The 26489-nt window shown below is 58.5% G+C and carries 27 protein-coding genes and 1 riboswitch; of the genes, 10 read left to right on the forward strand and 17 right to left on the reverse strand.

All coding sequences use genetic code 11. From position 1 onward, the window contains the following. Nucleotides 1–68: 68 nt before the first annotated feature. Together ACR0J0_RS16785 and ACR0J0_RS16790 are read left to right on the forward strand one after the other, a co-directional pair. Nucleotides 69–992 carry a hypothetical protein gene (locus ACR0J0_RS16785; protein ID WP_480665289.1) on the forward strand — a complete coding sequence of 308 codons (924 nt, stop codon included), beginning with the start codon at nt 69–71 and terminating at the stop codon, nt 990–992. Nucleotides 993–1016: 24 nt separating this feature from the next. Beyond that, nucleotides 1017–2561, forward strand: coding sequence for a phosphate ABC transporter substrate-binding/OmpA family protein (locus ACR0J0_RS16790; protein ID WP_480665290.1), 1545 nt, complete (start codon nt 1017–1019; stop codon nt 2559–2561). Between the two features lie 3 nt (nt 2562–2564). Here ACR0J0_RS16790 and radC read toward each other — a convergent pair whose 3' ends face one another. The 13 genes from radC to dnaK all read right to left on the reverse strand — a co-directional run bounded on the left by radC (nt 2565) and on the right by dnaK (nt 14124). After that, nucleotides 2565–3320 (reverse strand): RadC family protein, encoded by a 756-nt coding sequence (gene radC, locus ACR0J0_RS16795; RefSeq protein WP_480665291.1) that lies wholly within the window; start codon nt 3318–3320, stop codon nt 2565–2567. Between the two features lie 35 nt (nt 3321–3355). Then, complete coding sequence (locus tag ACR0J0_RS16800) at nt 3356–4090, reverse strand: ABC transporter permease (RefSeq protein ID WP_480665292.1); 735 nt, start codon at nt 4088–4090, stop codon at nt 3356–3358. After that, entirely contained in the window at nt 4087–4815 is a 729-nt protein-coding gene (locus ACR0J0_RS16805; protein ID WP_480665293.1) for an ABC transporter ATP-binding protein, read from the reverse strand. Before ACR0J0_RS16805 ends, ACR0J0_RS16800 begins: the two co-directional genes overlap by 4 nt. Next, nucleotides 4812–5486: a thiaminase II gene (gene tenA, locus ACR0J0_RS16810; RefSeq protein WP_480665294.1), complete on the reverse strand. Its 675-nt coding sequence runs from the start codon at nt 5484–5486 to the stop codon at nt 4812–4814. Before tenA ends, ACR0J0_RS16805 begins: the two co-directional genes overlap by 4 nt. Beyond that, entirely contained in the window at nt 5483–6418 is a 936-nt protein-coding gene (locus ACR0J0_RS16815) for an ABC transporter substrate-binding protein (protein ID WP_480665295.1), read from the reverse strand. The genes tenA and ACR0J0_RS16815 overlap by 4 nt, the downstream gene beginning before the upstream one ends. Nucleotides 6419–6437: 19 nt before the next feature. After that, a complete protein-coding gene (locus ACR0J0_RS16820; protein WP_480665296.1) occupies nt 6438–7400 on the reverse strand; it encodes a HesA/MoeB/ThiF family protein in 963 nt (320 codons plus the stop codon). Next, nucleotides 7397–7993, reverse strand: coding sequence for a thiamine phosphate synthase (locus ACR0J0_RS16825; protein ID WP_480665297.1), 597 nt, complete (start codon nt 7991–7993; stop codon nt 7397–7399). Before ACR0J0_RS16825 ends, ACR0J0_RS16820 begins: the two co-directional genes overlap by 4 nt. Then, complete coding sequence (locus ACR0J0_RS16830; RefSeq protein WP_480665298.1) at nt 7990–8754, reverse strand: thiazole synthase; 765 nt, start codon at nt 8752–8754, stop codon at nt 7990–7992. Before ACR0J0_RS16830 ends, ACR0J0_RS16825 begins: the two co-directional genes overlap by 4 nt. Nucleotides 8755–8757: 3 nt before the next feature. Next, a complete protein-coding gene (gene thiS, locus ACR0J0_RS16835; protein ID WP_480665299.1) occupies nt 8758–8952 on the reverse strand; it encodes a sulfur carrier protein ThiS in 195 nt (64 codons plus the stop codon). Further along, nucleotides 8936–9913 carry an FAD-dependent oxidoreductase gene (locus tag ACR0J0_RS16840; RefSeq protein ID WP_480665300.1) on the reverse strand — a complete coding sequence of 326 codons (978 nt, stop codon included), beginning with the start codon at nt 9911–9913 and terminating at the stop codon, nt 8936–8938. The genes thiS and ACR0J0_RS16840 overlap by 17 nt, the downstream gene beginning before the upstream one ends. Then, nucleotides 9910–10713 carry a bifunctional hydroxymethylpyrimidine kinase/phosphomethylpyrimidine kinase gene (thiD, locus tag ACR0J0_RS16845; RefSeq protein ID WP_480665301.1) on the reverse strand — a complete coding sequence of 268 codons (804 nt, stop codon included), beginning with the start codon at nt 10711–10713 and terminating at the stop codon, nt 9910–9912. Before thiD ends, ACR0J0_RS16840 begins: the two co-directional genes overlap by 4 nt. Nucleotides 10714–10758: 45 nt before the next feature. Further along, a riboswitch (TPP riboswitch) is annotated at nt 10759–10864 on the reverse strand. Between the two features lie 123 nt (nt 10865–10987). Continuing rightward, a complete protein-coding gene (gene dnaJ / locus ACR0J0_RS16850) occupies nt 10988–12139 on the reverse strand; it encodes a molecular chaperone DnaJ (protein WP_480665302.1) in 1152 nt (383 codons plus the stop codon). A gap of 74 nt (nt 12140–12213) precedes the next feature. Beyond that, nucleotides 12214–14124 (reverse strand): molecular chaperone DnaK, encoded by a 1911-nt coding sequence (gene dnaK, locus ACR0J0_RS16855; RefSeq protein WP_480665303.1) that lies wholly within the window; start codon nt 14122–14124, stop codon nt 12214–12216. Between the two features lie 213 nt (nt 14125–14337). Here dnaK and ACR0J0_RS16860 point away from each other — a divergent pair, with 213 nt between their 5' ends. Next, on the forward strand, nt 14338–14940 hold the full coding sequence (locus ACR0J0_RS16860; protein WP_480665304.1) for an alpha-ketoglutarate-dependent dioxygenase AlkB family protein: 603 nt from the start codon (nt 14338–14340) through the stop codon (nt 14938–14940). Here the strand turns inward: ACR0J0_RS16860 and ACR0J0_RS16865 are convergent. Next, the gene (locus tag ACR0J0_RS16865) at nt 14937–15758 is read right to left on the reverse strand and encodes an ABC transporter permease (protein ID WP_480665305.1); all 822 of its coding nucleotides are present in this window, start codon (nt 15756–15758) and stop codon (nt 14937–14939) included. The two genes, ACR0J0_RS16860 and ACR0J0_RS16865, sit on opposite strands and share 4 nt — an antisense overlap. Nucleotides 15759–15880: 122 nt before the next feature. Here ACR0J0_RS16865 and cysQ point away from each other — a divergent pair, with 122 nt between their 5' ends. The 7 genes from cysQ to ACR0J0_RS16900 all read left to right on the forward strand — a co-directional run bounded on the left by cysQ (nt 15881) and on the right by ACR0J0_RS16900 (nt 23880). Beyond that, nucleotides 15881–16678: a 3'(2'),5'-bisphosphate nucleotidase CysQ gene (gene cysQ / locus ACR0J0_RS16870; protein ID WP_480665306.1), complete on the forward strand. Its 798-nt coding sequence runs from the start codon at nt 15881–15883 to the stop codon at nt 16676–16678. Next, nucleotides 16678–17478 carry a 3-deoxy-manno-octulosonate cytidylyltransferase gene (locus tag ACR0J0_RS16875; RefSeq protein ID WP_480665307.1) on the forward strand — a complete coding sequence of 267 codons (801 nt, stop codon included), beginning with the start codon at nt 16678–16680 and terminating at the stop codon, nt 17476–17478. Before cysQ ends, ACR0J0_RS16875 begins: the two co-directional genes overlap by 1 nt. Before the next feature lie 70 nt (nt 17479–17548). Beyond that, nucleotides 17549–18532 (forward strand): UDP-glucose 4-epimerase GalE, encoded by a 984-nt coding sequence (gene galE, locus ACR0J0_RS16880; protein WP_480665308.1) that lies wholly within the window; start codon nt 17549–17551, stop codon nt 18530–18532. Between the two features lie 7 nt (nt 18533–18539). Then, nucleotides 18540–19598: a glycosyltransferase family 2 protein gene (locus tag ACR0J0_RS16885; protein WP_480665309.1), complete on the forward strand. Its 1059-nt coding sequence runs from the start codon at nt 18540–18542 to the stop codon at nt 19596–19598. 146 nt (nt 19599–19744) lie between these two features. Next, a complete protein-coding gene (locus ACR0J0_RS16890) occupies nt 19745–20731 on the forward strand; it encodes a glycosyltransferase family 2 protein (protein WP_480665310.1) in 987 nt (328 codons plus the stop codon). Beyond that, complete coding sequence (locus ACR0J0_RS16895) at nt 20728–22428, forward strand: DUF5927 domain-containing protein (RefSeq protein ID WP_480665311.1); 1701 nt, start codon at nt 20728–20730, stop codon at nt 22426–22428. The genes ACR0J0_RS16890 and ACR0J0_RS16895 overlap by 4 nt, the downstream gene beginning before the upstream one ends. Before the next feature lie 6 nt (nt 22429–22434). Further along, entirely contained in the window at nt 22435–23880 is a 1446-nt protein-coding gene (locus ACR0J0_RS16900) for a nodulation protein NodH (RefSeq protein WP_480665312.1), read from the forward strand. Here the strand turns inward: ACR0J0_RS16900 and ACR0J0_RS16905 are convergent. From ACR0J0_RS16905 to ACR0J0_RS16915, 3 genes are read right to left on the reverse strand one after another with little or no spacing between them, the layout of a single operon-like run. Then, nucleotides 23864–24382, reverse strand: coding sequence for a L,D-transpeptidase family protein (locus ACR0J0_RS16905; RefSeq protein WP_480665313.1), 519 nt, complete (start codon nt 24380–24382; stop codon nt 23864–23866). The genes ACR0J0_RS16900 and ACR0J0_RS16905 overlap by 17 nt on opposite strands. A gap of 57 nt (nt 24383–24439) precedes the next feature. Beyond that, nucleotides 24440–25225, reverse strand: coding sequence for an ion transporter (locus tag ACR0J0_RS16910; protein ID WP_480665314.1), 786 nt, complete (start codon nt 25223–25225; stop codon nt 24440–24442). 15 nt (nt 25226–25240) lie between these two features. Next, entirely contained in the window at nt 25241–26470 is a 1230-nt protein-coding gene (locus tag ACR0J0_RS16915; RefSeq protein ID WP_480665315.1) for a class I SAM-dependent RNA methyltransferase, read from the reverse strand. Nucleotides 26471–26489 lie beyond the last annotated feature (19 nt).

Here is a 26489-nt window from a genome sequence, read left to right on the forward strand (position 1 = left end):
TCACGGCCACATATTGGCCGTGATTCAACTGCAGGGTGCGACTCGCTCCTTCAACTGGGGAGGGTGTTTTGTTCGTAATAAAGAATTACGTGACCACCGGCGGCACCGTCGCTTGTGCCTTGGCCATTGGTTACCTGATGCAAAATGGAACGCCGGCGCAACCTGATGACGCGCAGGCGCAATTGGAAGTGAATTCTAGCCAGTCTACGGTTATCGCCGGGCTGGAGGACATCGTCTTGACCTCCTCGACTCCAGCTTTGGACAAATCCAATAGCAGCCAACCTTTACAACGCACCCTGCAACCCAGTCGTTCAGCCCCCTCTGATCAGGCAAAGTGTGCCCTCAGCGCCCGCGCCAAGGCCATTCCGGGCGCGGCCGCTAGATTGACCGTCAAAGCCCCCTGCCACACGAATGAGCGGATCGAAATTCATCACAGCGGTTTGACGGTTACTCAAAAGACGGACGAAAACGGCAGGCTGGACCTGACGATCCCGGCCCTGTCGGAATATGCAATTTTTCTGATCTCGGTTGACGATCAGACTGGGACCGTAGCCACCACTCACATTCCCGATCTGGTCGATTATACCCGCATTGCATTGCAATGGCAGGGCGAAACAGACCTGCAAATCCATGCGCTGGAATTTGGGGCCAGCTATGGCGGAACAGGCCACGTATCTTCGGACCCTGCGACGCAAGGTGCGGGCAATGTCATGCATCTGGGTCATTCGGGCTTTGATGACGCGCAGAACATCGAAGTCTACTCTTTCCCGGCAGCTGAGATCAGTCAGAGCGGATCAATCGAATTGACGGTTGAGGCCGAAGTGACGGACGTGAATTGCGGCCGTGATCTGAGCGTCCAAACCCTGGAACTGCGCAGCGACCACCGCCTGCGGTCGCGCGATTTGACGCTGACCCTGCCTGATTGCGCGCAGTCGGGTGAGTTTCTGGTGTTGAATAATCTGCTCCAAGACCTGACAATCGCTGCAAACTAAACCGCAGGCAGGCTTGGCTTTCTTATGACATTCTTTCGTGTGGCAGCGGCCACACTGATATCGGTGACGCTGGCGTCAAACGTGACCGCACAGGACATTACCCTGACATCCCAGGACGGGAAGGTCGAAGTCACAGGCAACCTGTTGGGCTTTGACGGCGAATTCTACCGCGTTGACACCCAGTTCGGCGAGCTGACCATAGATGGGTCAGGCGTAACCTGCGAAGGGCCAGCCTGCCCCAGTCTGACCGACTATGTCGCCGAAATTCGCTTTTCCGGTTCTTCGGTCATGGCCGAAAAGGTGCTACCGGCGCTGATTGTCGGATTCGCCCGGCAGGAAGGGTTGTCAGCCACACCGCACCGTTTGGACACGGGCGAATTTACCTATGAGCTGCACCAGACCGGACGCGATGCCCCTTTGGGTCGGTTCTTTTTCAACCCGGGCAATACGGGCGGCGGTTTTGCGGAACTGATTGCCAGCGAGACCGATGTGGTGATGGCGCTGCGTGAAATTCGCCCATCCGAGCAAAAAGATGCGCTAACTGCCGGGTTGGGCAATCTGTCTTCGCGGGTCATTGCTCTGGATGCGTTGGTGCCTATCGTGGCGCGTGACAACCCGGTGCGGCAGATATCGCCCGCAGATCTTGTGCGGGTATTTTCCGGCGACATCACGAACTGGTCCGAACTGGGTGGGCCTGATGCGCCTGTCTCTCTGCACCTGCCCGAAACCGGCTCCGGCCTGGCACAAGGGGTTGAGGATAAGCTGCTAGTGCCAGCCAGGGCCACGCTTTTGGCTGAGGTGGTCCGTCACCCCCGCAGCAGCGATCTCGTGAGCACCGTTGCGGACGATCCCTTTGCCATCGGTATCGCCAGCCAAGCCGAAATAGAAGGCACACGCGCCCTGCCCTTGACCGGTGGATGCGGTCACGCCCTTGTCGCGACAAGGCAATCCATCAAGACCGAGGACTACCCGCTGACCTCACCGATGTTCCTGTATTTGCCTGCCATTCGCCTGCCGCGCATCGCGCGGCAATTTCTGGCCTATACCCAAAGCGCCGAGGCTCAAATGGTGATCCGCAAGGCCGGCTTTGTGGATCAATCTCCGGAAACGATGCGGATTGGGCTGCAAGGCGACCGCCTGGCCAATGCCGTGGTTTCGGGCGGTGCCGAAGTTGGGCTGGAAGAACTGCAGCGTATGATCGACACACTACGTCCTCAATCGCGCCTGTCCCTGTCCTTTAGGTTCGAGGCCGGTTCCTCCCGCCCGGATGCTCAGTCGCGCTCGAACATCCGGCAATTGGCCCATGCGCTGGAAACCGGAGCCATAGACGCCCGCAAGCTTACGTTTGTCGGCTTTAGCGACGGAGACGGCGCGGCCTCGGCAAATGCCCGGATCGCGTTGCTGAGGGCAAAGACCGTTCGCAACGCGGTTTTGTCCGCCGTGGAAACCGCCATTCCGGAAAGCGTCGAAATCGCCGTGGACGCCTTCGGCGAGGCGATGCCCATGGCCTGCGATGACACAGACTGGGGCCGCAAGGTCAATCGGCGAGTCGAGGTGTGGGTTCAATAACCTTCACAAATAGCCTTCGGACCGAAAGCTCAGCTCATTCGATTTGCCGATGATCAGGTGGTCATGCAGGGTCAGGCCCAGCGCCACACAGGCGTCCTGAATACGGTTGGTCATGTCGATATCCGACTGTGACGGAGTCGGATCGCCCGAAGGGTGGTTGTGCACCAAGATCAGGGCCGACGCGTTAAGCTCCAACGCCCGTTTCGCAACCTCGCGCGGGTAGACCGGCACGTGATCCACGGTGCCCTTGGCCTGCTCTTCGTCCGCGATCAGTACGTTTTTGCGATCCAGATAGAACACACGGAACTGCTCGGTTTCACGATGAGCCATTGTGGTATGGCAATAGTCCAGCAGCGCATCCCAGCCCGAGATCACATGGCGCTGCATCACCCGCGCGCGGGCCATACGGTGAGCGCAGGCCTCAAGGATCTTCAAGTCGGTAATCACCGAGTCCCCAACGCCCTTAATCTGCCGCAACCGTTCTTCGGGCGCGGTCAGAACGCGATTGAAGTCTCCGAACGTGTCCATCAACGCACGGGCCAGAGGCTTAACGTCCTGCCGGGGAATCGACCGAAACAGGACGAGTTCCAGCAGTTCATAATCCGGCATTGCCGCCGATCCACCGGACATGAACCGTTCGCGCAGGCGTTTGCGGTGATCCTTGATGTAGGACGGCAACCGGCCCGTGGGCAGCGGTTGCGCCGGGGCTTCGTCCGTTTCAAACAGCATCGGGGCTTCGGCAAAGGCGTCCTGAGTCATAGTCCCACCGTGCCGCAGAATCGGTTTCTGAATGGTTAACGCATTTCGCCGGCCATATGCGCCGTGGCGCGTCGGACAATCAGGTGCAACAGGATCGAGAAAACCCCCAGCGTCAGCATCGCCGCGAACATCAGGTCCGTTTTGGCACGGCCGTTGGCCAGTAGCATCAGGTACCCAAGCCCTTGCGACGACCCGACCCACTCGCCGATTACGGCCCCAATCGGAGCATAGACCGCGGCCAGCCGCATGCCAGAGGCCAGCGAGGGTAAAGCGGCGGGAATACGAATGTGCCACAACACCGAGCGCGGACTGGCCTGCATCGTCCGCGCCAGATCCAGGTACCCCGCTGGTGTCCGCATCAAACCATCAAAGAACGACGAGGTGATCGGAAAATAGATGATCAGCACTGCCATCGCGACCTTGGACCAAAGACCGTATCCCAGCCACAATGTCAGCAAAGGCGCCAATGCAAAGACGGGCAGCGCTTGGGTAAACACCAGCATCGGCTGCACCAACACCCGCGCGGCCCGGGAGTTGGCCAGTTGCAACGCGGTCAAAACCCCAAGAACCGTACCGCAGGCGAGGCCTAGCACAACTTCGACGGCAGTGACCCACGTGTGTTCTGCAATAATCCAACGGTTCTGCCACCACGTCTCGGCCACCAAAGCCGGACTCGGAAGAATGAACTTGGGAAGACCGGTCAGACTGACGATCCCCTGCCAAATGGCCAGCGCAAACATCGTCGCCGCAAGGGCTGACAGCACTTTCATGCTGCCTCCTCACGCAACAAACGCAGCAGTGCGCCTTGGGTTTCCAGTGTTTCCAAGTCATCAACCTTGCGCGGCGCGATTGCGTGGGGCGGGCTACAGGGCGTCAGGCCATGCCGCGTCATGACGACGATCGATTGGCCCAAACGGGCAGCTTCGCCGGGATCATGGGTGACCAGTAATACGGTACGACCCTGCAGGGCTTCGGCAGCCAGATCCTGCATGTCGGCACGCGTGCGCGCATCGAGGGCCGAGAAGGGTTCGTCCAGCAGCACGATGGGGCGATCTTCCATCAGCGTGCGTGCCAGTGCCACGCGCTGCCGCTGACCGCCGGACAGCTCAGTGGGTTTCTTGATCAGGTGATCCTCAAGCCGCATCCGTTCGATCAGACGATCCCGGCGTTTCAAGTCAGGCTTTTCGCCGCGTAGCCGCGCGCCCAGCGACACGTTCTGTGCAACGGTGGCCCAAGGTAAAAGCAGGTCATCCTGCGCCATGTAAGCGACACGCTCGGGTACGGGATGACGGTCATTGGCCCTGATCTCTCCGGTGAATTCCGCACCCGTATCCAAGCCAGCGATCAGGCGCAGAATGGTGGTTTTTCCAACGCCCGATCCGCCCAGCAGGCAGGTCCATTGCCCCGCCGCAAGGGTCAAGGTCAAAGGCGCGAACAGAGGCGCGCCGTCGATGGAGGCGGATCCGCTGACGGTCAGATCGGGCGCTGGTGTCACGGGGTCAAACCCATTTGCCAAAAATTGACCTCAAGCTCGGTCGCGGTGCGGAAGGTTTGACACAGGCGCTGCCAGCGGGGTGAAAGCGCATAGTTCGGACCAATACGCCTTATTAGAGCCTGATCCAGCAGCTCTCCAACCGTCTTGCAGGCGTCCTGATAATCCGGGCCGGCATAGGTGTTGATCCAGTCGCGATAAGTCTCGGACGTGGCTTCCGCCGCCAAACGCGCGCCGATTTCGCCATAGCCCATCACGCAAGGCGCCAGAGCGGCCAGCAAATCCAGCAGATCGCCGCTGTACCCGGCCTCAAGCACAAAGCGCGTATAGGCCAGATTTTCCGCGCGTTCGGGTGTTGCAAACAGTTCTTCGCTGGAAATCCCTTCGGCCTCGCAGATCCCGATATGCAGCTGCATTTCTTCGGCCACCAGCGCATTGACCGTAGCGACCGCGGTTAGCATCTCGGAATGCGTCTCGGATTTCACAACCGCCAACGCCCAGGCGCGAGAGAAGTGGATGAGGAACACGTAGTCCTGCCGCAGGTAGTGCAGAAATGCCTCTCGCGGCAGGGTGCCGTCCTTCATCCCTTCGACAAAGGCGTGGCGGGTGTAATCCCGCCACGTTTCCTGCGCGGCATCGCGCATCAGCGCGAACGCTTTGCCATAGTCGCTCATTGCACGGTCACGTCGACTGAGATGTCACTGACCGGGTTGATGCTGTCGATCATGCCGCTGTCTTTCAGGAAGGTTTCGAACCGGGCGTAGCGGCCCGCGTCAAACCCTGCCGGACGCAGCGCAAAGCGGGGCAGCGTGTCGACCCAGGCGCGTGCGTTCAGTTCGTCCTGCAGCTCGGGCGAGGTGGCGGCGAAGATTTCCCAGCTTTTTTCCGGGTTGTTGACGATGAACTGGGTCGCCTTCTCGGTCGCAGCCAGGAAACGGGCAACCTTTTCGGCATCCATCGTGTCAGGGTTGGCGACATAGATCAGTTCGTCATAGGGCGGCACACCTTCTTCCTCGATATAGAAGCAGCGGCCCGCAACGCCTTCGATGTCCATCTGGTTCAATTCAAAGTTCCGGAAGGCGCCGATCACCGCATCCACCTGCCCGGTCATCAGAGACGGCGAAAGCGAGAAGTTGACGTTTATCATCTCGATATCGTCCAGCGCGACGCCGTGGACGTTCAGCATGGCGGTCAGAACGGCCTCTTCCACACCCGCGACCGAGAAACCAACTTTTTTACCCTTCAGGTCGGCCAGCGTTTTGATCGGGCCATCTTCAAGCACCAGCAGGCAGTTCAGCGGCGTCGCAACCAGCGTGCCAACGCGTTTCAGCGGTAGGCCCTCGTGGATTTGCAGATGCAGTTGCGGCTGGTAGGACACGGCCAGATCGGCCTGACCGGCGGCCACCAGACGCGGCGGGGCCGAGGGATCGGCTGGCGGGACGATTTCGATTTCCAGTCCCTCATCTGCAAAATAGCCATTTTCCTGCGCCACAATGATAGGCCCATGGTCCGGGTTCACGAACCAGTCCAGCAGTACCGTCATCTTGTCATCCGCCCAGGCCGGCGCGGCGGCCAGCAGGGCGATCGCTGTCATCAGCTTTTTCATTTCTCGCGTTTCCTTCTGTTCACGAGGTTGAGGCCGCGACGAGCACGATCTCGCCAGGCCAATCCGGTTTCAGTTCTTCCGCAGCACGCCAGGCGCGCAGACCGGTGGCACAACACAAGGCCAGCCGTTGGCCGGTGCATTGAATTGTCTTCAAAGCCCGGGGCGACACTCGGTGCGCGTCGGGATGGATCGGTTCGGGTGCCTCATCCTGGTCACGCAGCTCGATAATCAGGTCATCACGGGTCAGTTGGCTCGCGGAAAGAAAAGGAAAGCTCTGCTCTGGTTCCGGTGCGCCATCAAATCGGAATGACGTACTGCGCAGCGTGCGGGCGTTAAACTGCACCATCTGACCAAGGGGCGAAGGCTCGACACCAAGGATCAGTTTTAACGCCATCTGCGCCTGCATCGCCCCGATCATGCCAACCACCGAACCCAAAACGCCCGCGGTGGCGCAGCTGGCACCGCTTTCGGGCGCATCCGGGAACACCGCCCGCAAAGACGGAGCACCACCACAAAAGCCACCGACGTAACCTGACAATCCAAGCACCGAAGCACTGATGAGGGGTTTGTCCAATTCGCGACATACGTCCGAAAGCGTGTAACTAACGGCGTAACTGTCGGCGCAATCAAGGATGATGCCCGAGTCGGAAACAAATTCCTGCGCGTTTGCCCTTGTTAGAGCCTGAATTTCAGCAAAAACCGAGATTTCACGGTTGAGAGCCCGGCAACGTTCTGCTGCAACCTCCGCTTTGGGGCGGCCGCAATCCCGCTCGGTAAACACTGTCTGGCGATGCAGATTCGACAACGCAATCTCATCACGATCCATGATGGTCAGGTGTCCTACACCAGCACCGGCCAGCAACGGCAGAACCGGTGCCGCCAGCCCACCGGCACCTACCACCAGAACCCGCGCCCCGGACAGACGGGCCTGACCCTGCTCGCCCACCTCAGGCAAGATCATTTGGCGCGAATAGCGGCTCATCGGGTGGCCTCGATCCACTCGCGTACTCGCGCTTCGGGATCCGCGTTCAGGGTGATGTCCGTGACGGCCGAAACAATGTCCGCACCCGCCTGCAAGACGCCGGGCGCGCGTTCAACGCTCATCCCTCCAATCCCGACCAGAGGAATGCTCCCCACGCGGGATTTCCACTCGGTCACGCGCGGTAGACCCTGTTGCTGCCATTTCATCTTCTTCAGGATTGTCGGGTATACCGGCCCCAAGGCGACGTAATCGGGGCTCATGGCCAAGACGCGCTCAAGCTCGTCATCATCGTGGGTCGAGACGCCCAGCTTCAGCCCCGCCTTGCGAATTGCCATCAAGTCCGCGTCGTCCAGATCCTCCTGTCCGAGGTGAATCCAGTCGCAACCCGCATCGATGGCCTGCCGCCAGTAGTCATTCACGACCAAAACGGCATCATGCGCGCGACAGAGGTCACTTGAAATCGCGATCTGTTCTCGCACAACCTCATCCGGTTGGTCCTTGATCCGTAACTGAACCAACTTGACGCCCAAAGGCAGCATCCGGCGCAACCAATCGGAATGGTCGAAGATCGGGTAAAACTGGTCGAGGGTCATGACAGGAACGCCTTTCCGATGACGGGCGTCGAAGGCTCGGCCATGTCGCGCGCCTCGATCGGGTCGGCCCGATAGGCCAGTTGCCCGGCTTCGATTGTCAGCGACATCGCGCGCGCCATCGCAGCCGGATCACCGGCACGTGCCACGGCGGTATTCAGCAGAACAGCGTCATAGCCCAGCTCCATCGCGCGCGCAGCGTGGCTGGGCAAACCGATCCCGGCGTCGATCACCAACGGCACGTCCGGAAACTCGGCCCGCATCGCGCGTAAGGCGTATTCGTTGTTCAGGCCGCGCCCGGACCCTATGGGCGCCCCCCAAGGCATCAGCACCTCGCACCCGGCGGCCAGCAGGCGTTCGCCCACGATCAGATCGTCGGTTGTGTAGGGAAAGACCTCGAACCCGTCTTCGGTGAGAATGCGGGCAGCTTCGACCAGTTGGAACACATCCGGTTGCAGGCTGTCCGAGTGGCCAATCAGTTCCAGCTTGATCCATCTGGTGTCAAAGACCTCACGCGCCATATGGGCGGTGGTTACGGCCTCTTTGACCGTATGGCACCCGGCGGTATTGGGCAGGACCAGCACGCCCAACTCGCGGATCATCTGCCAAAAGGCCTGTCCCGCACCAGATTCGCGCCGCAGCGATACAGTGGCCACGCCGGCACCACTGTCCCGAAACGCCCGTTCCAGGATCGCGGGGCTGGGATATTGTGCCGTGCCCAACATCAGCGGGTTGGGTAGTTGGGTGCCGTAGAACGTCTTCATCCCTCAGCCCCCCTGCATCGGCGCAACGATTTCAACCCGATCACCGGCATTGAGCGCATGGGCAATGCGCCGGCCAGAAGGCACAAAGTCCTCGTTTACCGCCGTGGCAACACGGCCCGAAAGCCCGCATTCCTGCAAAAGCTCGGCAAGGGTTTCGGCGCGCACCTCTCGCGGTTCGCCGTTAAGCACGATCTTCATCGACCATCTCCGAATGTTTGTTATCCAACGCCAGATCAGCCACCCCCTGCGCCAGCGCGGGGGCCAGAAGGTAGCCGTGGCGATAAAGGCCGTTGGCATAGATTGTTCGTCCTAACCGCCGGATACGCGGCAGGTTGTCTGGAAAGGCCGGGCGCAGATCGACGCCGATTTCCAACACTTCGGCTTCACCAAAGGCGGGGTTCAACGCGTAGGCGGCGCTGAGCAGCTCCAGCATCGAACGCGCGGTGATGCGGCTGCTATCCTCGGATTCGATCATCGTTGCGCCCAGCATGTAGACGCCATCCCCGCGCGGCACGATATAGAGCGGCATGCGCGGGTGCAGCAAACGAACGGGTCGGGTCAGGGTCACGTCCCGGCACCGGATCACCAGCATTTCACCTTTGACCCCGCGCAGGTCGTGTAGGTATTCGCGCGCATGCAGACCACGGCAATCAATGGCGTTTTCCAACTGCATCGGCGCGAGCTTTTGGTGGAACTCGACTCCTTGATCCCAAAGCTGGCGAGACAAGTCCTGCAATGCCAGACGTGGGTCCAGATGGGCCTCGTCGCTGAAGAACAGGCCCTTGCTGAAATTGTTGAGATCAGGCTCTAATGACGTGATTTTTGCTCCGTTGACCTCAGAAAAGGCTTCGGTCCTTCGGGCGAAGCGGCGCAGATCGGGCAGATCGCGCGGGCTTGCGACGACCAGCGTACCGCGCCTGTGAACCTGCGTCCGCGAGGCCCACCAGTCAATCGCCGCCTGTCCAAGGCGCAGGACAGGTTCCTCGGCATTTTCGTATTCGCACCAGGGTGCGAGCATACCGCCCGCCCACCATGAACACCCATGCGGGCCAGGTGAGCCGCCGGGGTCAAACACCTGCACCTTGGCCCCGCGTGAAACAAGCTCGGACGCGACCGCCAATCCGGCCACACCGGCCCCTATGACCGACCAGACCGTCACGCGGGCCAGACCTGATGGAAATGATGTACTGGTCCGTATCCCTGTCCGATATTCAGACCGTCAGCCTGTGTGATGGCACCTTGCAGGTAGCCGTGCGCCTGAGCCACGGCGTCGGTCAGTGAAAGACCCTTGGCCAACCCGGCCGCAATCGACGAGGACAAAGTGCAGCCCGTTCCGTGGGTGTTATGGGTCTGTTGGCGCTGGGCCGTGAACTCTCCGGTCACACCTTGGGTTGTAACAAGAAGATCGTGGCAAATATCGCCAGTACCGTGACCACCTTTCATCAGAACTGCGTCTGCGCCCATCTCGCACAGGTCATGTCCCTGTGCGACCATCTCATCCAGGGTGGCCGCCGGCGCAACGCCCAGTAAACAAGCAGCTTCGGGCAAGTTGGGCGTCAGAACGGTCGCGCGGGGCAGCAACACATCGCGCAGGGTTTGTACGGCCTCTTCGACCAGTAGCGCATCGCCGGATTTTGCGATCATGACCGGATCCAGAACAACCGGCCCGGAAAAACCCTCGATACTGTCGGCGACGCTGTGGATGATCTCTGGTGTCGCCAGCATGCCGATCTTGATCGCGCCAACATCAAGGTCGGTCAGAACAGCGTCGATCTGGGCAGCAATGATATCCAATGGAATACCATGCACAGCAGTCACAGCCCTGGTATTCTGGGCCGTCACTGCGGTGATCACACTGGCCCCGTAAACCCCAAGCGCCGACATCGCCTTTAGATCGGCCTGAATTCCGGCCCCGCCGCCGCTGTCAGATCCTGCGATTGTTAAAGCAATAGGTGCCATGTCGTTGCTCCGGTTCATAATGGGCAACGGGCATGGAAAACGTCTAAGCACTGTGAGACCGTTCCCTACGCCGGTATTGCCCGGATCAGGTTCGATGGGTTAGCGCATTGACGCCTCTCAGCCCTCGGACAGGGCACCCCAACGGTTTGAGCGGACAATCTCAGGGGTTGCCTGGGGAATCAAGGGCCAATTTCGTGTGTTTCGAAGGCCAAACTGGACTCAAAAAAGGCCAGTCCCTTGGGACCGGCCTTTTGTGCGTAGATTATCGAGGCTGCTAGCCTTTCATGCCGTCCCAGAAGGATTTGACGGACGAAAAAAAGCTATTTGATTCCGGGTGGTTATCTTCACCCAGATCGTCGAATTCTTTCAGCAGTTCCTTCTGGCGGCTGGTCAGGTTAACCGGGGTTTCAACCGCCAACTCGATGAACATGTCACCGACACCGCCGCCGCGCAGGGCAGGCATTCCCTTGCCACGCAGGCGCATCTGGCGACCGGATTGGCTGCCAGCCGGGATTTGCACGCGACCGCGGCCACCGTCGATGGTGGGCACTTCGATCGAGCCACCCAGCGCAGCCTTGGCCATACTGACCGGTACGCGGCAATATAGGTTCACGCTGTCACGCTCGAACAGCTTGTGGTCCGAAACTTCGACGAAGATGTACAGATCGCCCGGAGGGCCACCGCGCATCCCGGCCTCACCCTCGCCCGCAAGACGGATACGGGTGCCGGTTTCGACACCGGCCGGGATGTTGACCGACAGCGCGCGTTCTTTTTCGACGCGCCCCGCGCCACCGCAGGATTTACAGGGGTTCTTGATGATCTGTCCCAGACCCGAACAGGTCGGACACGACCGTTCGACGGTGAAAAACCCTTGTTGCGCGCGCACCTTACCCATGCCGGAACAGGTCGGGCAGGTTGTGGGCTCGACCCCGCCTTCTGCGCCCGAGCCGTCACAGGCCGAACAGGCCACAGCGGCAGGAACGGTGATCGTTTTCTGCAGACCCGAGAACGCCTCTTCCAGCGTTACGCGCAGGTTATAGCGCAGGTCCGATCCGCGCGCAGCACGACGACCACCGCCAGCGCCACCGCGTTGACCGCCCATGAAGTCGCCGAACAGATCGTCAAAAACATCCGAGAAGGCGCTGGAAAAATCACCCTGACCAAATCCGCCACCGGGACGGCCACCGCCGCCCATGCCGTTTTCGAATGCGGCATGGCCAAAGCGGTCATACGCGGCCTTTTTATCGGCATCGCGCAGAACGTCATAGGCTTCGTTTGCTTCCTTGAACTGCGCCTCGGAATCGGGGTTGTCCTTGTTGCGGTCGGGATGCAACTCTTTGGCTTTCTTTCGAAAACCCTTCTTGATCTCGTCCGCTGATGCGCCCTTGGACACGCCGAGCACATCATAGTAGTCGCGTTTTGACATCAGTTTTTCCTTCTGCCTCAACGTAATCGGGCCGGCCCGGCAACCGGACCGGCCCGAATTGGCCCGGTTACCCGTTACTTACGCTTGTCGTCGTCAAGATCTTCAAACTCGGCGTCGACAATGTCGTCATCACCAGCCGGAGCAGCGTCTGCCGCCGCAGGCTCGTCTTCGGCCTCTTCGGACTGCGCTTTGTAGATCGCTTCACCCAGCTTCATCGCAGCTTCGGTGACGTTCTGAATGCCCGACTTGATTTTGTCGGCATTTTCGGTTTCCAGCTCGTCCTTCAGCGCGGCGATCGCCAGCTCGATGGCTTCGATTGTGGTCGGGTCGACCTTGTCGGCATGCTCTTCCATCGACTTCTCGGTCGAGTGGATGAGGCTTTCCGCCTGGTTCTTGGCGTCGACCAGTTCGCGGCGTTCCTTGTCGGCTTCCGCGTTCTCTTCGGCGTCCTTGACCATCTTTTCGATGTCGTCATCCGACAGACCGCCAGAAGCCTGGATGGTGATCTTCTGCTCTTTGCCAGTGCCTTTGTCCTTGGCCGAAACCGAGACAATGCCGTTGGCGTCGATATCAAAAGTTACCTCGATCTGAGGCATGCCGCGCGGTGCCGGCGGGATATCTTCAAGGTTGAACTGACCCAGGATCTTGTTGTCCGCGGCCATTTCACGCTCACCCTGGAACACGCGGATGGTTACGGCGTTCTGGTTGTCTTCAGCGGTCGAGAAGACCTGAGACTTCTTGGTCGGGATCGTGGTGTTGCGGTCGATCAGACGGGTAAACACGCCACCCAGCGTTTCGATGCCCAGCGACAGCGGGGTTACGTCCAGCAGAACCACGTCTTTAACGTCGCCCTGCAGAACACCGGCCTGAATGGCGGCACCCATGGCAACGACTTCGTCCGGGTTCACACCTTTGTGCGGCTCTTTGCCGAAGAACTTGGTGACCTCTTCGATCACTTTCGGCATCCGGGTCATACCACCGACCAGAACAACTTCGTCCACATCAGCAGCCGACAGACCCGCATCTTTCAATGCAGCGGCACAGGGCTTCATCGACTTCTTGATCAGGTCGCCAACCAGCGATTCCAGCTTGGCACGCGTCAGCTTCATAACCATGTGCAGCGGCTGACCATTGGCGCCCATCGAGATGAACGGCTGGTTGATTTCGGTCTGCGAGGTCGAGGACAGTTCGATCTTGGCTTTTTCAGCGGCTTCTTTCAGACGCTGCAGGGCCATCTTGTCGGCAGACAGATCGACACCGTGTTCCTTTTTGAACTCGTCCGCCAGGTAGTTGACGATGCGCATGTCAAAGTCTTCACCACCCAGGAAGGTGTCGCCGTTGGTCGACTTAACCTCGAACAGGCCGTCGTCGATTTCCAGAATGGTCACGTCGAAGGTACCGCCACCAAGGTCATAAACCGCGATGGTTTGGGTTTCTTGCTTGTCCAGACCATAGGCCAGCGCGGCAGCAGTCGGCTCGTTGATGATCCGCAGCACTTCCAGACCGGCGATTTTACCAGCGTCCTTGGTGGCCTGACGCTGTGCGTCGTTGAAGTAGGCCGGAACGGTGATAACCGCTTGCGTGACTTCCTCACCCAGATAGCTCTCGGCGGTTTCCTTCATCTTGCCCAGAGTGAAGGCCGAGATCTGGCTTGGGGAGTACTTTTCACCGCGAGCCTCAACCCACGCGTCACCGTTTCCGCCATCAACGATGGCGTACGGCACCATTTTCTTGTCTTTTTCGACTTCTGCATCATCCACGCGTCGACCGATCAGACGCTTGACGCCAAAGATGGTGTTGTCGGGGTTGGTGACCGCCTGACGTTTTGCAGGCTGACCGACCAGTCGCTCATCTTCAGTGAAGGCGACGATCGAGGGCGTGGTCCGCGCCCCTTCTGCGTTTTCGATGACCTTCGGCTGCGAGCCGTCCATGATGGCCACACACGAGTTGGTGGTCCCGAGGTCAATACCGATTACTTTTCCCATATGTTCAATCCCTTTCTCTTCAAGGCGATGTCCCGAGGTCCGGACCCGTTATGGCATCTGGCCCCGATCTGTTTTGCGCAACAGCCCTACACCATCGCGCGTCCCGGCGTATATAAGGGCGAGACGAAAAGCCTGCAAGCGGTGTAAAAGGCAGGTTTTCGGGAATCTGTGGCCTTTTTTGGCAAGGTTTTGGCAGGGATTGGGGAATCTTGTATGACGCGGCTGCTCTTGCGCGGTTTTGATATCAGAAAAGCCTATCTGGACGTTGCGGCACAAGCGCAACTGATCGAGACCTTGCGCCCGATTCTGAGATCCGCCCCTTTGTTCCGTCCCGTGACACCATCCGGCAAGGAAATGTCGGTGCGTATGACGTCGGCGGGACCACTTGGCTGGGTTACCGACAAAGCCGGGTACCGGTACCAGGCACAACATCCAAAGGGGATGGCGTGGCCCTCGATCCCGGATCCCATTCTGGATATCTGGCGCGATCTGGCCAGCACTGTGCAGGCTCCCGATTGCTGTCTGATCAATTACTACGGCGAAGGCGCGCGAATGGGCCTGCATCAGGACAAGGACGAAGCCGACTTTTCGTGGCCGGTGCTGTCGATATCACTGGGCGACGACGCGCTTTTCCGCATCGGTAACACGTCCCGCGGCGGCAAGACGGAATCCATTTGGCTGAACTCAGGGGACATCGTGGTTATGGGCGGCCCTGCCCGCCTGACTTATCATGGCGTGGACCGTATCCGGTTCGGGTCTTCAAAACTGCTGCCAAAAGGCGGACGGATCAACCTGACCCTGCGCGTGGCCAGTTAACGGCGCGCGCCCCAACTGGCCGAAACATGTTGCCGGGTGTAGAAAATGCCCAAAAGACCGATCATCAACAGCGCCACACCGACCCAGATCGCATATTCCCAACTGGTGTTGCGCGGGAAATAGTTTCGAAAGACAAAACCGCGGCACTGGTCGATCACGTGAAACAACGGGTTCCAAGCGAAAAAACTCAGCATGAATCCACCCAGCGCGTTCGCGACAACCATTTTACCCGAGAAGATCATGTTCAGGCGTCTGTAAACGGTGCTGAGAATAGAGGAAGTACTGGGAAACCATGGCTTGATTGCCATGAAAATAACGCCGACGGCGCAGCCCGTAAACCAAGCCAGGATCAGCATGTAGAACGCGCCGCCTGGATCCTGGATCTCCAACGGCGCAACGGCAACACTGTATCCGAACAGAATCACAAGTATGGATACGACCTGTGTGTATAGCGTGCCGAATGCGGTCGATAGAAGCGACACCATCATGTTCATGGGCGAATGCAGCATCATTGGGTTGTTCCCGGTGCCGACACCACCGACCGAACCGACCGATTTGATATGTGTCATGAACAGAAAGACGCCGGTCAGCAGAAACAGGATGAACTCACCCCGGATTTTGGCGATCCGCGTTCCCAGCATCGACATGATCAGATAAAATACCGTCACAAGTGCGAGGATCTGAATGATGTTCATAACGATCGCCAGCACGGCATTGGAATGCCCAGATCGAATACCACGGACAACGGCGTGGAACACCAGCTCAGAAAAGGTAAATGCGCCACCTAAAAGCGTCTGATTTCGTTTAAAATAAAACACCGGCGCACTCTTTCCTGCTGAATTACCTGCAAACTGCCACGAAATTCTTGCCGTTCCGTAACCGGCACATCATAAGGCCGTCAGGGATTTCGATCAACAAACCACAGGAACGGAGCATTTTTGTGACCTATGACGCCCTTATTCCCGTAATCAGACGTCTGGCGCTTGAGGCCGGGGACACGATCATGCAGATTTACGAAGCGGATGACTTCGACATCAAAGTCAAATCCGACGCCAGCCCCGTGACCGAAGCCGACGAAGCCGCAGATGCACTGATCTCGGCCGGTCTGCGCGAGGCATTCCCCGACATCCTGCTGGTGACCGAAGAGCAGGCGGCGTCGCACTCTGAGAAGGGTGATACATTCCTGATCGTCGACCCGCTGGATGGTACCAAAGAGTTCATCAACCGGCGCGGCGATTTCACGGTGAACATCGCGCTGGTCGAAAATGGCGTCCCGACCCGCGGGGTCGTATACGCCCCTGCAAAAGGGCGCATGTTCTATACGCAGGCCGATGGACAATCGGTCGAGGAAACCGGCACACTGGACAAGGTGGAAGTGGGGGATGTGACCCCAATATCGGTGTCTAAACCGGACAATTCGGCGCTTTTGATCGTTGCGTCGAAATCTCATCGGGATCAAGCGACCGAGGATTACATCAACAAGTATCAGGTGCAGGATAGCAAAAGCGCGGGCTCTTCCCTGAAGTTCTGTCTGGTCGCAACCGGGGAGGCGGACCTCTATCCTCGCGTTGGGCGCACCATGGAATGGGACACAGCCGCTGGACATGCCGTTCTGGCGGGCGCGGGCGGCAAAGTTGTGCGCTTTGATGACCACACGCCGCTGACCTATGGCAAAGACGGCTATGCAAATCCGTTCTTTATCGCCTACGCTCCGGGTTTAGATTTGAAGGAGGCCTGATGTCCGTACTGATTGCCATCCCCGCCCGTTACGCATCGACACGCTACCCTGGTAAGCCACTGGTTCCGCTGACCGGGGCAAATGGCAACGCCATGACCCTGATCGAACGATCCTGGCGCGCGGCTTGTTCCGTATCCGGCGTTGACCGGGTTGTTGTCGCCACGGATGACGACCGCATCCGCGAAGTATCCGAGGGATTCGGCGCAGAGGTCGTGATGACATCCGAAGCCTGCGGCAATGGCACAGAGCGCTGCGCCGAAGCACACGAAGTTCTGGGCACGGGTTATGAGATTGTCGTGAACCTGCAGGGCGACGCGCCGCTGACACCGCACTGGTTTGTCGAGGACCTGATCGCAGGGCTGCGCGCAGCCCCCGAAGCCGGAGTGGCCACGCCTGTTCTGCGCTGCGACGGCGACGCGTTGAACAGCTTGCTGAATGACCGCAAACATGGGCGCGTCGGCGGCACCACGGCCGTATTCGCGGCCGACCACAGTGCAATGTACTTCTCGAAAGAGGTTGTTCCCTTCACCAATCAGACCTTTGTAGGTGATGAGGCGACGCCTGTGTTTCACCATGTCGGCGTATACGCCTATCGCCCCGATGCTCTTGCCGCCTACCCCACATGGCCCGTTGGACCGCTCGAGCAGCTCGAAGGGCTGGAACAGCTTCGGTTCATGGAAAACGGCCGCAAGGTCTTGTGCGTAGAGGTCGAGGCAAAAGGTCGCCAGTTCTGGGAGTTGAACAATCCTCAAGATGTACCGAAGCTGGAAGAGATGATGGCAGCGATGGGGTTGGATTAACCAATATTCCCCATGAACTTCGATCGCGCCTGCGGCTAGTTGGGCGCGGTACTGAAATTTGGAAAGCAATATGACAAACATTCTCGTAACCGGCGGCGCCGGGTACATCGGATCTCATGCTTGTAAAACATTGTCCCAGGCCGGATACACGCCAGTAACCTTTGACAACCTTGTCACCGGTTGGCAGGACGCGGTAAAATTCGGGCCGTTCGAACAAGGCGATCTGCTGGATCGGACGCGGCTGGACGAGGTTTTTGCCAAGTATGAACCTGCAGCAGTGATGCATTTTGCAGCCCTCAGCCAAGTCGGCGAGGCAATGTCCGAGCCCGGAAGATACTGGTCCAACAACGTGACCGGTTCCCTGAACCTGATCGAAGCCGCCGTGGCCGCCGGGTGTCTAAATTTCGTCTTTTCCTCCACCTGCGCCACCTATGGCGATCATGACAATGTCGTGTTGGACGAGGACACGCCGCAGATGCCGCTGAACGCATATGGCGCCTCAAAACGCGCGATCGAAGACATCCTGCGCGATTTTCAGGCGTCACACGGGCTGAACCATGTGATTTTCCGGTACTTCAACGTTGCAGGCGCCGACCCGGATGGTGACGTGGGTGAGTTCCACCGCCCGGAAACACACCTTGTGCCGCTGATGCTGGACGCAATCGACGGAAAGCGCGACGGGCTAACCGTGTTCGGCACGGACTATGACACGCCCGATGGGACCTGCATCCGCGATTATGTGCATGTCTGCGATCTAATCGATGCCCATGTGCTGGGGCTGAACTGGCTGGAGCAGGAAAAGGGCAGCCGCGTGTTCAACCTGGGCACCGGGTCCGGTTTTTCGGTGATGGAGGTGATCAACCACTCCAAAGCAGTCACCAACCGCGATGTGCCCTACTCGATCGGGCCACGTCGCGCAGGCGATTGCACCAAGCTGGTCTCTGGTTCTGTCCGCGCCGGTCAAGAGCTGGGCTGGACGCCAAAAAGGTCAACATTAGAGACCATGATTGCCGACGCATGGCGCTGGCATCAGAACGGTCACTACGAAAAATGAGATCTGCGTGACCGGTACCAGCGAAGATACGCTTCCGCCCATTGGATGGGTGCAAAAGTACCGGTTACGGCTGAAACGGCGACGTTTGTTGTGGCGGTCATTTCGCAGCCGCCATCAACTGTCTTGTCTTGCCGACCGCACGTCAGAAACCGGTCCCGGCGACGTTCTGGCTTTTACCACCCTGCGAAACGAGGTCGATCGCTTGCACTGGTACTTCAGCCACTATCGCGCGCTGGGGGTCGACCACTTTCTGATTGTTGATAACGGCAGCGATGACGGGTCGGTTGAATATCTGGCAGAACAACCAGACGTGTCTCTGTGGCAGACCCATGATAGCTACCGTGCATCGCGCTATGGGCTGGATTGGCTGACATGGCTGCAAATGCGTTACGGGCATGGCCACTGGACCCTGATGGTGGATGCGGACGAACTGCTGATCTACCCCGACCATGATACCCGATCCCTGCACGATCTGACCAAATGGCTGGACAGTCAGGGGCGTGTCGAATTCGGAGCGCTGATGCTGGACCTTTATCCCAAAGGGCCACTGGGTTCTCAGAGTTATGACCCCGAGACCAACCCAACCGAAGTGGCAAGCTGGTTCGATACCGGCCCCTACCGCGCGCAACGGCAAGCCCCTTTGGGCAACCTTTGGGTGCAGGGAGGCGCCCGCGAGCGGATGTTCTTTGCGGATAGCCCACGCCACTCCCCGACGCTGAATAAGATCCCGCTGGTCCGATGGTCGAAGCGCTATGCCTATGTAAACTCATGCCATTCCGCATTGCCGCGCCGACTGAACGCTGGCTATGGCGGCCCCGGCAACCCGTCACCATCGGGCGTTCTGCTACATACGAAATTTCTGCCCGAAGTTATTGAAAAATCGAGGGTGGAAAAAGAGCGGCGCCAGCACTTTCACGACCCGGATCAATTCACGGCGTACTACGATGAAATCATCAATCGCCCGGTCATGTGGACACCGGAATCCGAAAAGTACACGGACTGGCGGCAATTGCAGCAGCTGGGCCTGATGGGCGAAATCAACTGGGAAAACCACAACTCGAACTAACTATATTTAAAGCCGTTGCTTCGAAAGATGCAAAAATGGCATAAAACGGCAATTACCCGGCACCACTCTGGCTTGTTCAGACACCGGGTATGCTCGCGTAGGTAAAAAGGTTGGGCAGTCGCGTGGGCCTATTGGATTCATATCGGATGAGATTGCGGCGCAAGCGCCGTGTTCTTCGATGCCTGCGAAAACGGCGCGAATTGAAACCGGTTTCCGTGAAAACCAACGCAATACAACGCCGCGATGTCCTGTTGGTCTGCGTTATGCGGAACGAGAAAATCCGTCTCTCGTATTTTCTGGACTACTACCGCAAGCTGGGTATCAATCATTTTCTGTTTGTCGACAATGCAAGCGACGACGGCTCGCTTGAGTATCTGGCGGATCAACCCGATGTCTCGGTCTGGCGGGCCGATGCAAGCTACAAGCGCGCCTCTTTTGGGGTCGACTGGTCGAACTACCTGCTTCGCAAATATGCCCACCGTCACTGGGTCCTTACCGTCGATCCCGACGAATTCTTTATCTACCCCTTCTGCGACACACGGCCCATCCGCGCACTGACCGATTGGTTGGATGGGTGCGCGGTGCGCAGCTTCAGCGCGATGCTGATCGACATGTATCCCGAAGGTCCCGTTGCAGACGCTACCTATACCGAGGGGCAGAACCCATTCGAAATCGCCAACTGGTTTGATGCCGGCAACTACACGATCACCAAAAATCCAACTTACGGAAACCTCTGGATTCAAGGCGGACCGCGTGCACGGGTGTTTTTCAGGGACACTCCGCGCAAAGCACCGGCATTGAACAAGATCCCTTTGGTGAAATGGGACAGGCGCTATGTCTATGTCAGTTCGACCCATTCTCTTCTGCCGCGAGGGTTGAACCAAGTTTATGATGAATGGGGTGGCGAAAAGACCAGCGGTGCCCTGCTCCACGCCAAGCTCATCAGCACGTTGAGCGAAAAGGCAAGCGAGGAATTGCAGCGTAGGCAACACTACCGCGGCTCGGGCGAGTATCGCGCCTATGCGGAACATCTCGTGGAAAATCCGGTGTTTTGGTGCGACAAGTCCGAGGCATACATCAATTGGCGACAGCTTGAAATTCTGGGCCTCATGTCGAAAGGAAACTGGGCATGAGCAGCCTGGGCGTCGTCATGCTGGTCCATACCGCGCTGAACCGGGCCGGGCAGGTCGCGCGCCATTGGACGGCTTCGGGGTGTCCGGTGGTGATCCACGTGGATCAAAAAGTGTCGAAAAAGGTGTACACGGAATTCGTGGCAGCATGTTTGGATGATCCGCTGATCCGGTTTTCGCACCGTCATGTCTGTGACTGGGGCGGCTGGGGAATCGTCGCGGCCTCACAATCTGCGGCCGAGCTGATGCTTAAGTCCTTTCCCGATGTGCGCCATGTTTTCCTGTCTTCTGGCGCCTGCCTGCCTTTGCGACCGCTGGATGAGTTGATCAACTACCTCTTGGATCGGCCGCGTGTTGATTTCATCGAAAGCGCCACAACCGCCGATGTCAGCTGGACCATTGGCGGGTTGGATCAGGAACGGTTTACCCTGCGGTTTCCTTTTTCGTGGCGCAAGAACCGCAAGCTGTTCGACGCCTATGTGAAACTGCAACGCGCCTTGCGCATACGCCGCCGCATTCCCGAAGGGCTGGTGCCGCATATGGGCAGCCAGTGGTGGTGCCTGAGCCGCCAAACCCTTTCTGCCATCTTGCAGGACCCAAGGCGCAAGACTTATGATCGATACTTCCGACGAGTCTGGATTCCCGATGAAAGCTATTTCCAGACGCTGGCCCGTCTATACTCTACCCATATCGAAAGCCGGTCGCTGACTCTGTCGAAATTCGATTATCAGGGTCGCCCGCATATCTTCTATGACGACCACCTGCAGTTGCTGCGCCGGTCCGACTGTTTCGTGGCCCGTAAAGTCTGGCCCCAAGCAGATCGCCTGTATCAGGCCTTTCTGACCGACCAGGCCGGCGCTATGAAGCCTGCCGAACCCAACCCCAGCAAGATTGACCGGGTCTTTTCCAAAGCGGTTGAGCGACGAACGCGCGGCCGCGATGGTCTGTATATGCAAAGTCGTTTTCCCCGTCACGGGAACGAAAACGGTCTGACATCTGCCACGTATTCGGTTTTTCAGGGTTTTACTGAGTTGTTCGAAGATTTCGAACACTGGCTGGCAAACGTTACGGGCACGCGTGTTCATGGACATCTTTTTGGCCCGGAGCGCGCCGAATTCGCCGGGGGTGAAACTGTCACCAATGGCGGCCTCAGCGATTGCGCAAAACTCCGGGACTATAATCCAACCGCGTTTATTTCGAACCTGATCTGGAACACGCGAGGCGAGCAGCAGTGTTTTCAGTTCGGCCCCGCAGACACGCAGGAGATCAACTGGTTTCTTGCACGGGACAAGAATGCGCAGATCTCGGTCATTACCGGAGCCTGGGCGATTCCGCTGTTTCAGTCGAACACGAACTTCGCCGATATAAGGGCCGAGGCCGCCCGGCTTCAGCAGATCGAAACAAAGCAGCTGGATATTTTATCGTCCGTCTGGACCAAAGCGCGTGTTCGAACATGGACTTTGGCCGATTTCGTCGAATCCCCGATCGAGCCATTGCAAACCGTCGCGGAAGAAACCGGCACAGCCCACCACAGCCACCTGACCGAAGCGCCCAAGATGGTCGATCTATCCGGGTTCGGTCAGTTCCTGCAAAACCTCAAAAACCAGGGTATGCACCCTTATCTCATGGGTGACTTTCCGACGGATGACGCGTTTGCAAACCGGGTCCGACCGTACCGAAAACCCTATCTGGTGCAGTAACCCTTTATGACGCCTAAATTCGACTATTTCATCATTCTTGCAGCCATGCGGACCGGGTCCAACCTGCTTGAGGAGAACCTGAACGCAATCGAAGGTGTCACCGGCCATGGTGAGGCGTTCAACCCGCATTTCATCGGACGGCTCAAATCCGATACCTTGCTGGGCATCTCGCTGGATGAACGTGATCGCGACCCCGCTGCCTTGCTGAAGGCGATCCGTCAGGCGCCGGGTGAGCTGAACGGATTTCGTTTCTTTCAGGGGCACGATCCGCGCGTGTTAGAGCCTGCTTTGGACGATCCGCGCTGCGCCAAGATCATTCTGACCCGCAACCCGCTGGACAGTTACGTCTCGCTCAAAATCGCGCGGGAAACCAAGCAATGGCAATTGAAAAACATAAAGCGCCGCCGCGAGGCACAGGTCGCGTTCGATGCCGAAGATTTCGTGAAGTACCTGAACCGGCAGCAAGAGTTCCATCTAACTCTGTCGCAGCGCTTGCAGAAAAGCGGTCAGTCGCCTTTTTTCATCGCCTATGACGATCTGACCCGATTGGACATCTTGAACGGTCTGGCCTCTTGGCTGGGCGTGTCCGGCAGGCTTTCCGCGATTGACGACACGTTGAAGCCGCAGAACCCGGAGCCGGCCTTGTCGAAAGTGACGAACCCGGACGAGATGGAGCAGGCACTGTCTCAGATCGACAGCTTCAATCTGCACAGTACCCCGAATTTCGAACCTCGCCGTCGTCCGGTTGTCGCGAATTACGTTGCCGCACCAAAGACTCCGCTCATGTATCTTCCGGTGCGCGGGGGCTTGGAAGAATCTGTGACAAGCTGGATGGCTGCGCTGGATGCGGTCGACGCCCAGGGCCTGATCACCAACCAGAACAGAAAGCAGACCCGTCAGTGGTTAATGTCCAACTCGGGACACAGAAAATTCACCGTGTTACGACACCCATTGGCGCGCGCGCACCACGCGTTTTGCGCGCATATCCTGAACACCGGGCCTGGCGCCTACCTGAAAATTCGGAACTTTCTGCGTAACCGTCTGAAAATTCCGATTCCGGGGCAATTGCGTCAGGGCAATTATCCTGTGGAACAGCATTACGAGGCGTTTTCCGCGTTCCTGACCTTCCTGCGTCAGAACCTTGCCATGCAAACCTCCGTGCGTGTGGATGGGTCCTGGTGCAGCCAGGCACAGATACTTGAGGGGATATCAACCTTCGCCCTGCCCGATCTGATCCTGAGGGAAGAGGAGAGCTTTACCGCCCTGCCCGATCTGGCCCGCCGGATGGGGCACGAAGCGCCGCCAAAGCCGGTCGTCAGCGAGCCAGACATCCCGTTCACATTGGGCGACATCTACGACGAGAAACTGGAAACGCTGGCAGCTGAAGCGTACCAGCGTGACTACATGCAATTCGGATTCGGAAACTGGAAGCCGCTTACGGACGCAGAGTGATCAGCGTGCCTTTGTTGACCATCGCATAGATTTCTTCCATTTCGTCGTTTTTGACGGCGATGCAGCCTGCAGTCCAATCTGCGGTCTTTTTCGCGCGCTTCCGCTCGGACCGTTTCTTGGGTTGGCCGTGTATGAAAATGTCACCGCCGGGATCGACACCCGCCGCCTTGGCCTGCGCGATATCCTGAGAGTTCGGGTATGAAATCCCAAGCGACAGGTGATAGCGGCTGTTGGGGTTGCGCCGGTCGATCAGGTAACTGCCCTCGGGCGTGCGCCCGTCGCCACGTTTGGTCTTGGTGCCATTCGGGGCAAATCCAAGATCAACCTTGTACTCCTTAAGGACATGTTCGTTGTGCAGAAGATAAAGCTTCCGCGCGCCCTTGTTGATGACCAAAGAGGTCACCTCGGGTCCATCATATGCCAGAAATCTGGGGCCTGCTGATGCACAAGCTGAGAGGCTCAGCGTTGCCATTGCGCCCAATCCGAATGCTCGACGATCCATGTTCACTGCCTGCTGCTCTTTTTTTCGGTATTATGCCAGAAAACGTGAAAACTGAAATCACTTTTTGATGTGCGACTGCTCAAGCAGGCGGCGCTCGATAGACTCCAACCGCTCCAACACCTCATCGCGATAGGCGTCTGTTCTGACTTCATCCTCGGCGTGATGCGCGTCCTGCATGGAGTTCACGATCAGACCCACCAGAAGGTTCACAACCGCAAAGGTCGTGACCATGATAAAGGGGACAAAGAACAGCCAGGCGTAGGGATAGATCTCCATCACTGGGCGTACGATGCCCATCGACCAGCTTTCCAGCGTCATGATCTGGAACAGCGTATAGGCCGACAATCCCAGATCGCCGAACCAATCCGGAAAGGATTGCGAGAACAGTTTGGTCGAGATCACCGCACCGATATAGAACAGGATTGCCATCAGTAAGAACACACTGGCCATACCCGGCAGGGCCGAGATGAATCCTTCGACCACGCGGCGCAGACGCGGCGCCACCGAGATGACGCGCAAAACCCGCAAGATTCGTAACGCCCGCAGAACCGATAGCGCACCGGCGCTGGGAACAAGGGCGACTCCGACGATGACAAAATCAAAAACATTCCACCCGCTAGTGAAGAATCTGCGCCCGGTGGCAATCAGCTTCATCGCGATTTCTGCTACAAAGATGGCGAGACACAGCTTGTCGAGAAACACAATAGCGGGACCCGCGATTTCCATCAGCGTCGGCGATGTCTCCATACCCAACAGAACCGCATTGAACATGATCACACCGGTGATGAATTTCCCGAACATCGGGGCTTCGATAATGGGTAGCAAGCGCTGGGCGATCACCATTCGGGTGGTCTCCTGTCAGGTTTTTGGGTTCAAAGTGAACCGAGCGGCAAGTTCGGTGTGTGACGACCATCGAAATTGGTCAACGACTTGTACCCATTCAAGGGTGTACCCCGCATTAACCAGAGTTTTTGCGTCGCGGGCGAACGTGACCGGGTTGCAGGACACATAGGCAATCACCGGGCGTAATGCCTGCGCCAGTTCGGCCACCTGCGCCTCGGCCCCAGCACGAGGCGGGTCGATCACCACCGCATCAAAGGATTTCAGCTCATCGGGCATCAGTGGACGCCGGAACAAATCGCGCGCCTCGGTTGTGACCCGCTTGAGGCCTTGGGCTCTGCGCCAGCCCTGATCCAGCGCCTCCGTCATCGCGGCTTCGCCTTCGACGGCATGGATCTCGGCATTTTCGGCCAGGGGCAATGAGAACGTGCCACTGCCCGCGAACAGGTCAATAACGCGCTTGGACACTCCAACTGCCTCTGAAACCGCTTGTAATAGAGCCTGTTCTCCGTCCTCTGTCGCCTGCAGAAACGCTCCGGGCGGCGGCACGACATCGGCCACGCCAAAGCGCTGGACCGGCGGTTGGCGCATGGCGATCACTTCCCCATCCCAGCTGAGCCGCGCGAGGCCGTGCTTCTCGGTCGCCTGTGCCAATGCCAGTTCCAGTGGGCCATCCAGTGGTTTGCCGCCTTTGACGGCCACATCCAATCCACCTTCGGAAAGCGTCAGCGTCACGGCCAGCACACCTTTACGACTGCCACCCAAGACGGCCAGCGCTTCGGCCACCGGAATGGCCGCAATCAGGACGGGGTCCAGCAGGTGGCAATCGGGGATTTCGGTGATCGTGTCCGAGGCACGGCCATGGAACCCGGCCAGCGTACCCTTCTTGGTCCGCCGAACAGCGATCGTAGCCCTGCGCCGAGACCGCTCCGGCGACGTATGAATCGGGCGCATTTCGGCCTCAAGCCCCTGCGCGGCCAGTGCCGTGCGCACCACTTCGACCTTCCAGTCTGCGACGAAATCGTCCGCGGCGTGCTGCAACTGGCATCCGCCGCAGGACTTGTAGTGACGACAGGGCGCTTTGACCCGCTGATCTGACGGCGTTTCAACGCGAATATCGCTCAGAAACTGCCCCAGTAGCGTGCCGGTAACCACCTCACCCGGCAGGGTGCGTGGCGCGTATACGGGACCATCGGCGATCCCGTCGCCCTGATGCCCAAGGCGGGTAATGGTATAGGTTTGCGTCATAGGGCGCCTGATACCGGGG

Source organism: Ruegeria sp. BF12 (assembly GCF_056538705.1).